Origin of the sequence: Pseudoalteromonas atlantica, from assembly GCA_007988745.1 — a bacterium.
Lineage (GTDB): Bacteria > Pseudomonadota > Gammaproteobacteria > Enterobacterales > Alteromonadaceae > Pseudoalteromonas > Pseudoalteromonas atlantica.
The window spans coordinates 1-11096 of the sequence record BJUT01000082.1; the positions used below are offsets into that span (position 1 = coordinate 1).

Below are 11096 nucleotides of genomic sequence, written 5' to 3' on the forward strand. Positions count from 1 at the left end.
AATTTTTTGCCTTGCTATCATCACGTTTACCCATCCTCAAAATAGATCACTTAATTATGCGGATTGGTATAAGTTAAAAAACTATTTTGCGTATTTATTAATATTAGAAAAAGCCATTAACACATCGCGGGCATAATTAAGCCGTGGGTGGGCAAGCGCCCCTTTACGCCACGCTAAGTACAAATTGTTTTCCGGCCCTTGCGGACCAAGTTTAATTAACCTACCCGATTGAATATCGTCATGACATATATAATCAGGCAGCACGGTATAGCCTACACCAGTTCTTACTATGCCGGCGAGCGCGCGTATGTCGGGGCAGCGGGCAATTATTTTTGACGTACAGCTTTGCTTAAATACAATATCAAAATACTGGCGTATAAGCGGTAATTGACTGTCGTAACTGACCACCGGCAGCGTATTTAAAAGTGCTGGCGTAATGGTTTGCCCCTCTAAGCTTTGCGCTAATAAACGGTGCGCCACCAGTACTAGCTCTTCGCTGTCGAGCACTTCAAAGTCGTAAATTTTGTTATCGGGCAGGGAGGCTGTAATAGCCATATCGGCAACGCCAGTATCAAGCGCTGAATAAATTTGCTCACGATTACCAGGCAGCACGACCACATCAACATTGCCTGCTTGTAACAAATTTGCCAGCTGTGCTGAGGCAACATAACTAATATATTCGGCGGGCCCAGCCAGTGTAATCGTTCCGCTCACATCGTTAGAACGGGTGCGTACAGAGGCGACTTTTTGCTCTATAGCATCAAGGTGATTTGCCACTTGGCCTGCTAAATCGTGGGCGGCATTACTTGGTTCTACGCCTCGGTGACGCCGCTCAAATAACGATTTACCTACCACCGACTCCATTGTTTGTATATGCGCGGTTGCAGCTGGTTGCGACAGCCCCAAATTTTTAGCAGCCCGAGAGATGTTTTTACAACGATATACCTCAACAAAGGTGCGTAATTGTACAAAATAAGACATAAAACATTAGGTATCAGAAATCCGATGGGTAAAGCAAGATTAACTGAATTCTAGTTATTGTAAAGTGCGCGTACACTTGCGCTCGTTCAGTTAGACATTAACCGTTTTCATATTTAATTTATAAAATAGGTAATTAATTACTTGAAAGTTAACTATTAATTCCCATTTTATAAAGCAATGAGCACCAGGGGCTGTGCCCCGTAACCAAGTAGAGTACAAATATGTTAAATTTTGCATTTAAAAACCGCACCGAGATTTTATTCGGCAAAGATCAAATTAATGAGATCGCAAGCCGCGTACCAAGCCAAGGCAAGGTCATGTTTTTATACGGTGGCGGTTCGATCAAAAAGAACGGCGTATATGACGATGTAGTAAATGCACTTGAAGGTGTGGACTTTGTGGAGTTTTCGGGAGTTGAGCCAAACCCAACTTACGAAACACTTTCTAAAGCTGTAGAAATTGTGAAAGAGCAAAACGTTAGCTTTATATTAGCTGTAGGCGGCGGTAGTGTTATCGACGGCGCTAAATACGTAGCGGCAGCAGCAAAATACGAAGGCGACGGCTGGGATATTTTAGTTAATGGCGCAGAAGTAAAAAGTGCATTACCTATTGGCGCGGTATTAACGCTTCCGGCTACTGGCTCAGAAAGCAACGGTAACTCAGTTGTTACCCGTAAAGAAACCCAGCAAAAACGTGCCTTTGGTACGCCAATAGTGCAACCGCAATTTGCTGTGCTTGATCCTACGTATACATTCTCACTGCCAACTCGCCAAATTTCTAACGGTGTAGTTGATGCGTTTGTACATGTTATTGAGCAATACTTAACGTACCCAGTTAATGCGCCACTGCAAGACCGTTTTGCCGAAGGCATTTTATCTACGCTAATTGAGCAAGGCCCTAAAGCCCTTGAAAACCCAGAAGATTACGATGTTCGTGCAAACGTAATGTGGTCGGCAACGATGGCACTAAATGGCTTAATTGGCCAAGGCGTACCGCAAGATTGGTCTACGCATATGATTGGCCACGAGCTAACAGCGCTTTATAGCTTAGATCACGCTGTAACACTTGCAATTGTATTACCGCCGCTTATGTTTGTTCAGCAAGAGCAAAAACGCGCTAAAATTATTCAGTTAGGTGAGCGTGTATTTGGCCTTGATATGCAAGACAAAAACGAGCTGATTGATGCAACCATTAAACATACTCAAGACTTTTTTGAGCAAATGGGCATTAAAACAAAACTTGGCGATTACGACCTAGGTGAAGACGCGGTTGAAGCCGTTGCCAACAACCTTGAGCGTAACGGCATGACAGCCCTTGGCGAACATGGCGATATTGACATAGCTAAAGCGAAGAAAATTTTAAGCCTAGCGCTTTAATTTAATTGTTTTTTGAATGGCGCTTTTTAGCGCCATTTTTTATGCTCAAAAAGCTAAATGTTGAACTAGATTTTTTACATAGATTATTGAATAAATTACTAAAGCTATGCTACTTTGGGTTAAATTACGTTAAGGAATACCCCAAGCATGGACACCCCAATAGACTTTTCTACCTACACATTAGATGAACTTTACTCCAGCGCAAAAGTCATTGACCGAGAACGTTTTCCTGAGCGCGCAAAAGAAATAGACGAGCTTATAAAAACCCGAGAAGCGCAAGAGCCCGCACACAATGCCGACCTAAAAATAGCGGGAGAAAAAGCATCACGCGGGGACAGGCTTGTTGCTGCTATTATTGACGGCCTATTAGGTATAGCATTTTTTATACCTGTAATAATGTATATCGGTTTTGATAACTTAAGCCAACCAAATCTGGGTTTATCTGCATTTTTATTTGTTTACGGTGTGTTTTCTACGTTAGTGCTTCATGCCTACCTTATGTATCAATGCGGACAAACTATTGGTAAATACTGTATGTCTATTCGTATAGAAAACCTAGACGGCACAAAAGCAAGTTTTATAACTATTTACTTTAAACGCATGTTACCTATGCAGCTGTTATCACTGGTCCCTTCGGTAGGTCAGTTCATTGCTGGATTTGTAAACCCTGCATTTATATTAGGAAAAGATAAACGCTGTTTACACGATCATATAGCGGGAACAAAAGTGAGTAATATTTAGCAATAGCAATACTCAGCGAAGGATAATACTTTAAAGGGATTTATGAAAAAACTAACAAGGTACAAAAAAACACCCAGCGCAAAACTACTTTGGACGCTTGGTTTCAACACATTTATCGCAGTTATAGTTTTATTTTGGGTAGAGGTATTTATTGAACAGCCTTTGCTGCATCAATTTTTATACCTCTTTGCGTTTGTATTATTGAGGTTTTTTTCACAGTGGTATTGTGCAAACACAGAACAGGCTCATGCAATTGAAATTGTAAATGGCGAGTTTGAACTACTCGGCATAAATATAAAAGTGTCTGAGCTAGAAGAAGTGCTTTATTGCCAAACTAAGCGTTTTGAGCATATTTTACGATTTAAGTTTAAAAACGCGACATACCAAGATATTGAAATAACCGCTCCAGATTTAATTGACGACCTACGTTTTTACTATTTTATGGTTGATAACGGCCTACCAGTGAAAATGACAGATGATAGTGGCCGTTTTTTTGACGAAGATTAACAGCGCAGCAAGGAGCAGTGGTGAGCAAACTGGTTTTAATATTTTTGATGCTAGTAAGTGTCATCTTTAGTGGATATTCATATGCAAGCTCATTTGAAGGATGTTATTCCACAACGGATAAAATAACGAGCGCGACTCCTATGCTCAACAAAGATGGAGGCGAAAGTAATGAGCATTTTAAACTAAAAACGAGTTACATAAATATATTCAAAGAAGGCGAAAAATATTTTACAGAAGGCCTTATATGGGGCTACAACTTTCATATTTGCACTATCACAGCGCCGCTTGAGGGAACTACAGAACCATTACCTTTAGTACTAAAGGATAAAAAACTGGTGTTTGAAGAACAAGAGCCCGAATACGACATTAACTGTAAGTTTGAGCTAGAATTTGATGAGAATGGTTTAAATATTAAGGATGAAAACTACCATTGTTCTAACTATATTTTTTACTGTGGTGCACATGCAAGTGTGCATGACGTTCTGCTTGCTAAAACCAACAAAGGCTGTAACTAACTAAGCGAGTTTATTATCTAACTCTACAACACAGCTAATAGGGACTTACCATGCGCGGCTTGTTATTATTTATTGGTTACTCATCTTATATTGGCAGTGTGGGAGATGGCCTTCTCGGTGTATATGCGCTTTGGGTTTTAATCAGTAATAATTTAGCATTTTTAAGCTTATCGCTTAATGACTTTTTAGCGCAGTATGTAGAGTTTATACCAATCCGCTTAATTAAGTGATCTATTTTGAGGATAGATAAACGTGTTGATAGCTAGGCAAAAAATTCGTTATTTAGTTATGCTAAATGAGAATTTTTTAACGCAGATAGCGACACGTTTAGCCCCTAAAAATGATTAAGTATTATTGCGGGTTGGTATTAGATATTGGGTGAAGCAGGTTGCGTTTTATGTAATGCCCGAAGACTTTGCCAATTGGTTATTCGGCATTCCAGCCGTTATTTACTTTCCCGTACGTATATTAATGAGCTTAGTAATTGACTAAAAAAGGGGACTCAGCTAAAAATAAAAAATGTGTAAAAACTACTCACTTTTAAAATAATTACCTTTTTAAATATCGCATATCATAATAGCCCATCATTAATTTCATCAAAAATTTATTAACCCATTGTTTTTAATTGTACTTTTAATCCTCGCTTTTGGCTTTTGCTAATTACATCTGGCATATAAATTGATACACCAAAGTATAAAATTTAAAAGGGAATGCACATGACTGCTGAATACTTTATGGTGCTGGGGCTGCTCGGAGTGGCTTTTTTTTCGGTTGCAGGAGCACTGCTAGGCTACGAAAAAAACATAAGTGGTTTTGGGGTGGTTGTGGTGGCTACTGTCACTGCGCTTGGCGGCGGTACTCTCAGAGATATTTTGCTAAATAAGCCTGTATTTTGGATTGCTACGCCCGAATATTTATACTCAACTTACGCAGCCATTGTGGCCACAATATTATTTGTACGTTACTTGCCTCATGTAAATAACTCTTATTTTTTATTCGTTGATGCCATAGGCATGGGTTTGTTTAATATTATGGGGATCGAAAAAGCGCTGATTAGCGGCACAGGTATGTTAATCGCCATTACTATGGGTGTAACAACCGGTATTTTTGGTGGGCTTATACGCGATGTAATTTGTCGTGAGTTGCCCTCGGTTATGCGAAACGAACCTTATGCCTCTGCCTGTTTAATTGGCGGACTTGTATATGCAGCGTTGTTTACTTTAAGTATTGATTATATTTGGTGTATTTTAGGCTCATTGTTTTCTACGGTATTTTTAAGGCTAGGCTCGCTTAAATGGGGCTGGCACCTAACCATTTTCAGAAAAAAAGATTTTAAAGATCAAAGAGAGTAGCTCTTAGTTATTTATAGGCTGGGTTTGCATATGGTACTCATAGTTATCTTCCCCAGTGATCTTAAAGCCTAGTCGAGTATAAAGTGCTTTAGCAGGGTTGTTTTTAAGTACTGTTAGTTTGATAGGCTTTAACTGTGCAGTTTTAATTACTTGCTCAATTACGCCTCTGCCGTAGCCTTTATTTTGATGGTTGGGGTGTATTTGTAATTGCATTATTTCAATGTGGCTACCCCATACCTTGTACTTTAGCGTACCTATAGTATCACCATTAAACTGTATGAGATGAGAGCAATCGTATTGCTCGTCAACCCTTTCATTATGCTGTTGCTCAGTTAAAAACAAGCCGGCCACCTCAAGGTGCTCTACCATAGTAAGTTTTCTAAGACATAATAAATAGCTGCGCTTTTCGGGCGTGGCTTTTGTAAACGTAAAAACCAAAATGTCCTTCCTTGTATTTAAAAATTTAATTTTAGTTGAATCATTTTTTGTAAAAATTAGGTCTTTATTAGCCATTACAGATTTAATGGGCACACAATGAACATAACACACACAAATAACGCACTCACCTTTTTACTTACACTCAGCTTTGCATTACTTGGTGTATCGTTTGCTTTAGGTGCAAACCCAAACACACTCTCAGCTACCTTTAGTTTTTATGAACTTGATACCTTACTAAGTAACAATACATTAGGTTTGCTCACAGGCAGCGCTATGATTGCGTTGGCAGCCACCACCTTAGCTGCGCATTTAAAATTAATAAAGCCTGTGCCTGCAGTTATACTCGCATTAGTTGTTAGCATAGTGCCTTTGCTTACCCTATTTGCCAGTAACCGCTGGATGGCACAGTTAGGCGGCTTTCCAATTATTGGCAGTGGGCAAGGCATAATTAAATACTTTGCTACCATCCCTTTGTATTTATTTTTGTTTTATAAAAATAAGCTAACAGACAAACAACACGTACTTTTAAACTTTATACCGGTTGCTATGGTGTTACTGTGGATTGGCGGCATGAAATTTTATGAGTTTGAAGCCAAAGCCATTGTAGGCCTAGTAGAAACCTCACCGTTTATGTCGTGGTTATACACGGTATTTAGCGTACAAGGCGCATCAAATATCATTGGTGGGTTTGATGTATTATTTACAGTACTACTTGGTGCGGGCATTTTACTTAACAATAAAAAGCTTATTATTGTTAGTGGCTTAGCGTGTTTAAGTGTATTTTTAATGACCCAAACATTTTTAATAACCGCAACCGGTGCATTTAGCTCAAGCACATTATTAGAGCGTTTAGGGCAATTTGTAATTAAAGATTTATGGTATGTAGGCAACTTAATTGTTATTGCCACTTTAATGCTACTTAAGCCAGCTAAATAATTTAAAGAGGACGTTATGATCAGTTGCAACCATTACGATTACATCGAAATTGCCTGTATGCACCATTTAAGCGTTGAGCTTATTTTAAAAAATGGTGATAGTGTATGTGGTGTAGCAACTGATACAAAACGCAATGCACTCAAACAAGAGTGCATTGCCATTAACGTAAATGGCGAGCTAAAGCTTATTGTGCTCACTACAATTAGTCTACTTAAAGCGCGTGAGAGTAACCCTTACTTTGATCATGTGAACTTTGATGTAAAGTAAGTACTTCACTCATTTTTATCTTAAAAACCCCAGCGAGCTTGTTTCATCATTATGTTAAGGCTCGCTTATCTAGCCAATGCTTTAACTCATACGGCTAAATGTACAAAGGCAAAATTTACCTTTAGAATGAACTGTTCACATAAACAGCTATTTTGACTTTGTCCAATAACATTATTAAAAGTTATTTGGTGCAAAGCAACAAAGGCTTTTTCACTGCATACCTAATTGCTTGTTTACATTGCAGTTATTTAGTGGAATTATTGAGCGATGTAATATGCGCCGTTTTGGGGTGTTATAACCCCCCAAAGTGGTGTTCAATAAGCTGTTATACGTTTCTCAAGGATGGTGCTCCCCGATGATTTTCAAAGCTTCTCAACTATTAGAGGCATTTATTGAAGAAGAAACCACGAAATTAAAAGGTTTCGATATGCCACACATGCCTACACTAGGTAGTGCGTATGAACAGGTTACAAAACAAGGCATCGATCAAGCATTTATTCTTCCACAGAATTTAAACTTACAAGTAGTCTCTGGCTTTATATCAATAGCCGGTGAAATGTTACCGGAACAGATTGATTGCATGTTGGTGCACGGTGATGGTGTCAGATATGGTCTAACGGATGAATACATATATGAAATTGAAAATATTCTTTGTATTTTTGAAGTTAAGAAAACTCTAAGAAAAAAAGATTATGTGGATGCATTTGAGCACCTTGGGGGAATAAGAAAAAGATTTTCAGAACATTTTGAAAATAAGTTAAGAAACGAAAATTATGAACCCGACATTAGAGTTGCTAGAAAGCACTTCTCTCAAATTACGGGAAAAATAGCACCAGAGAAATATTTGGATATTCATCGTCTTTCGAAAAGCGAAGGTATTTTATTCTATGCACTGGTTCAAGAGTCGTTAGCTCCAGTTAGCATTATTCAAGGCTATGAAGGTTATAAAAGTGAGCACGGGTTAAGAACCGCTTTTATAAATATCCTTGAGGAGAAAGGAAAAGAAGGCGCTCAAGGACTTGGAGTTCCAAGCCTCCCAACACTAGTTACATCTAATGAGTATTGTATTGTTAAAGGAAATGGCATCCCTTTTACTGTTATCAAGGATAAAGATTCTTGGGTGATATCTTTTTCAACTAGGCATAATCCAGCGAAAATGATATTGGAATTAATTTGGTCAAAAATTTCAATATATTTTGATGTAAAGATGCCTTGGGATGACGGGCTTCACATGGATAATATCCAACCATTACTCTTAGCTATACCAAAAGAAATAGAAGATCGAGCAGGATGGTTATATAAAACTATTGAAATCAAAGAAAAAGAACTTGTTCGAGAAAATGATGGTGTGTGGGCACCGTACGCTATAGGAACCGCTGAAATGTCTGCAATAAATATTATGGCAATGCAGGGTGGTTATTTACCGTTAGATGAAGGTATGCAAGAACATCTACAAAAGAATGAAAACTCTTGTATAGAGGATGTTGTTGACTCACTCACGAGCTCTAGAGAATTTATGGTTGATGGCAATTATTTGAGACCTATTAATGGTTTAACACATATAATTACTAATGACGATGGCACTGGTTTTGTTTCATCTGAACGTGACAAGTTCGATTTATGGTGTGAAGAAAATAAAATCAGACCTACTTATATGAATATGATCTTTATGGAATAAACGTATAACAAGTTACTCAAAAGGACGCAAAACGCTTGGCTTGTGCTCCTTCGTCGCCAATTTTAGCCAAGCATTTATGCGCCCATTAGTAAGGCGTTAAGTATCCTCAATCTACTATGGAGTAGTATTCGAAAATGGAATTGAATGTTTTACTGGTATCACTACTTCCGATGGATGAAGAGTTATTTATCGAACAAGGCCAAGCTAGAGATATAACCTTGTTTGAAAAAGCCCTAGATATGGCAAAAGAAAGGGATGATGAATACTCTATCAAAGTTTATATAAATGACCATTTAAATGGTTACATGGCTGGAGTTATCTCAAAAAAATCCAGTGTTAAACTTCATGACCGTAATTTTGAAATTCATAATGAGGAAGATTTTCCACCCGTAGTCTGGCTTTGGGATAGAAGTGAACAAGTAATTCTTGTGGAAAACAAAAACTCAGTCTTTAGCAGTGCCAATGTTGCTGCAAAGGCATTCTCAAACATATCAAATAATATAATTTTAGCTGAGCGTGGAGTTCGAGCTCACGTTCATCCAAAAACAGTAGATAGCGCTTTTTGGGAAGTATTTGAATCTTTTGAGTATGTAAGTGAAGTTAAGTTTAATCTTGCTGCTCCGAACCTATTTGGTAGCACAAAGAAAGAAATCGGAGAATTTCTTCATGAAGTCGTTGATGAAACAAATGCCTCAGAATTTTCTCCTGTGTTTAAAAATCCAGATGGTAACCTTAATTTGAAACCATCTAGTTGGTTAAACGCAATGGTGGACTGGGTTAAAGACGGGGCAGGAACTTGGAATATTCGAGGAAAAAAATCTCTCAAAGATAAATATAAAAGCATTGGAAGTAAAACTCGTGCTAAATTGCTTGTAATCGATGGCAATATTACAGAGCTTGAATTGGAAAATTATAAACCTCAGGATGTTGCTGAAATAGTTGAAATGATCAGGCATAGGTATACATTCAAAAAATGAAAACAATAATCTATTTAGCCATATTAGTTACAATAGCTATTTTATTGTCTAGCGTCGAAGCTGATTCATTTCATATTCTAGAGCGTTCATTACCACCAGTGCTAGGCGCATGCTTAGGTGGTGTTCTTGCCTGTACTTCTATAGTGGTGAGTGTTCTGTCTGGTTCATCTAAAGAAACCAAACAAAAAGCAAAAACTAGTCAAAAATTCTCAAGGTTTATTACTAGCTTAGAAAAGGATGTAAAAATACTTGTCGTTTGTCTGTGCTTCATAGTCGCACTGCCATATCTAAGAACATTGGATTACCCTCTAACTTTAAGTGTTTTTGATTTGTCACCTGAATACCTAAAACAAAAACTCTTTTCAAGTTTAGAGATTTTTGTAGCAAGTATTGCTTTTATAGTTATATATGAGCTTGTTACAGTTTTAATTACAATACTAAAAAACATGATGGTTATTCATGACACGGATACTTAAAAAGAATTTCAAGCAGGACAAAATACAGTTGGCTTTTTGTTCACTACGTTCACCTATTTTAGCCAACTATATTTTGACTCTTAAACGGGCGTTAAGTGTCACAAATATTGAGGAGTCTGATTTGATAGGTCCAAATCCAAATAATAAAGAACCAATGAATGGATTTCCACAAGTGGGATATCTTAAAAACTATATAAAAAGTGAAAATATATTAGTTGGTGATTATACATATTACGATGATCCTGACGGCCCTGAAAACTTCGAAAGTAACGTGCTATATCATTTTCCATTTATTGGAGATAAGTTAATTATTGGAAAATTTTGTGCTATTGCAAAAAATGTAAAATTTATAATGAATGGTGCTAACCATAAAAACTCTGGTTTCTCTACTTATCCATTTTATATATTTGGAAATGGTTGGGAAAAAGTAATGCCTAAAGAAGGAGAGTTACCATTTAAAGGAGATACAGAAATAGGTAGCGATGTTTGGATCGGATATGAAGCTACAATAATGCCTGGAGTTAAAGTTGGACATGGTGCTGTAATTGCAAGTAAGTCTGTCGTTACCAAAGATGTTCCTGCTTATAGTGTAGTCGGTGGTAACCCTGCACAAATAATAAAAAAACGATTTGAGCAACCAGTCATTGATAAGTTACTTCAACTAGCTTGGTGGGATTGGTCAGCAGAGAAAATCACATTAAATCTTGAAGCAATTGCAGGAGCTGATCTTTCAAAGCTTGATTGTGCCAAGTGACACTTAACAAGCCAATTAAGCGGGACTAAAAACAGTTTGCTCGGTTTCGCTTCGCTACACATTTTAGCAAACAATTTTTAGCCCCTTACTGGGGCGTT

The 11096-nt window shown here is 37.7% G+C and carries 14 protein-coding genes; 12 read left to right on the plus strand and 2 right to left on the minus strand.

Going from position 1 to position 11096, the window contains the following annotated elements; all coding sequences use genetic code 11:
• Positions 1–81: 81 nt before the first annotated feature.
• A complete protein-coding gene (locus PAT01_RS19095; protein ID WP_055255486.1) occupies positions 82–981 on the minus strand; it encodes a LysR family transcriptional regulator in 900 nt (299 codons plus the stop codon).
• Positions 982–1202: 221 nt separating this feature from the next.
• On the opposite strand from PAT01_RS19095, the gene PAT01_RS19100 reads away from it, so the two are divergent.
• From PAT01_RS19100 to PAT01_RS19125, 6 genes are all read left to right on the plus strand, one after another.
• Positions 1203–2357 (plus strand): iron-containing alcohol dehydrogenase, encoded by a 1155-nt coding sequence (locus PAT01_RS19100; RefSeq protein WP_004587069.1) that lies wholly within the window; start codon positions 1203–1205, stop codon positions 2355–2357.
• Positions 2358–2504: 147 nt separating this feature from the next.
• The gene (locus tag PAT01_RS19105) at positions 2505–3098 is read left to right on the plus strand and encodes an RDD family protein (RefSeq protein ID WP_154946006.1); all 594 of its coding nucleotides are present in this window, start codon (positions 2505–2507) and stop codon (positions 3096–3098) included.
• A 42-nt stretch (positions 3099–3140) separates the two neighbouring features.
• Positions 3141–3605, plus strand: coding sequence for a hypothetical protein (locus PAT01_RS19110; RefSeq protein ID WP_055018918.1), 465 nt, complete (start codon positions 3141–3143; stop codon positions 3603–3605).
• A gap of 20 nt (positions 3606–3625) precedes the next feature.
• Positions 3626–4120: a hypothetical protein gene (locus PAT01_RS19115; RefSeq protein WP_318299772.1), complete on the plus strand. Its 495-nt coding sequence runs from the start codon at positions 3626–3628 to the stop codon at positions 4118–4120.
• A gap of 50 nt (positions 4121–4170) precedes the next feature.
• Entirely contained in the window at positions 4171–4350 is a 180-nt protein-coding gene (locus PAT01_RS19120) for a hypothetical protein (RefSeq protein WP_064387091.1), read from the plus strand.
• Positions 4351–4836: 486 nt separating this feature from the next.
• Positions 4837–5472 (plus strand): trimeric intracellular cation channel family protein, encoded by a 636-nt coding sequence (locus PAT01_RS19125; RefSeq protein WP_154946007.1) that lies wholly within the window; start codon positions 4837–4839, stop codon positions 5470–5472.
• A gap of 3 nt (positions 5473–5475) precedes the next feature.
• Here PAT01_RS19125 and PAT01_RS19130 read toward each other — a convergent pair whose 3' ends face one another.
• Positions 5476–5910 carry a GNAT family N-acetyltransferase gene (locus PAT01_RS19130; protein ID WP_154946008.1) on the minus strand — a complete coding sequence of 145 codons (435 nt, stop codon included), beginning with the start codon at positions 5908–5910 and terminating at the stop codon, positions 5476–5478.
• Between the two features lie 96 nt (positions 5911–6006).
• Here PAT01_RS19130 and PAT01_RS19135 point away from each other — a divergent pair, with 96 nt between their 5' ends.
• The 6 genes from PAT01_RS19135 (at position 6007) to PAT01_RS19165 (ending at position 10998) form a co-directional block, all read left to right on the plus strand.
• On the plus strand, positions 6007–6846 hold the full coding sequence (locus tag PAT01_RS19135; protein WP_154946009.1) for a DUF417 family protein: 840 nt from the start codon (positions 6007–6009) through the stop codon (positions 6844–6846).
• A 15-nt stretch (positions 6847–6861) separates the two neighbouring features.
• Positions 6862–7113: a Rho-binding antiterminator gene (locus PAT01_RS19140; protein ID WP_004587073.1), complete on the plus strand. Its 252-nt coding sequence runs from the start codon at positions 6862–6864 to the stop codon at positions 7111–7113.
• A gap of 355 nt (positions 7114–7468) precedes the next feature.
• Positions 7469–8791 (plus strand): DUF6602 domain-containing protein, encoded by a 1323-nt coding sequence (locus tag PAT01_RS19150; RefSeq protein WP_054981707.1) that lies wholly within the window; start codon positions 7469–7471, stop codon positions 8789–8791.
• 134 nt (positions 8792–8925) lie between these two features.
• Positions 8926–9768 (plus strand): hypothetical protein, encoded by an 843-nt coding sequence (locus tag PAT01_RS19155; protein WP_054981708.1) that lies wholly within the window; start codon positions 8926–8928, stop codon positions 9766–9768.
• On the plus strand, positions 9765–10244 hold the full coding sequence (locus tag PAT01_RS19160; RefSeq protein WP_054981709.1) for a hypothetical protein: 480 nt from the start codon (positions 9765–9767) through the stop codon (positions 10242–10244). Before PAT01_RS19155 ends, PAT01_RS19160 begins: the two co-directional genes overlap by 4 nt.
• 106 nt (positions 10245–10350) lie before the next feature.
• Positions 10351–10998 (plus strand): Vat family streptogramin A O-acetyltransferase, encoded by a 648-nt coding sequence (locus tag PAT01_RS19165; protein WP_404821062.1) that lies wholly within the window; start codon positions 10351–10353, stop codon positions 10996–10998.
• Positions 10999–11096: the final 98 nt, after the last annotated feature.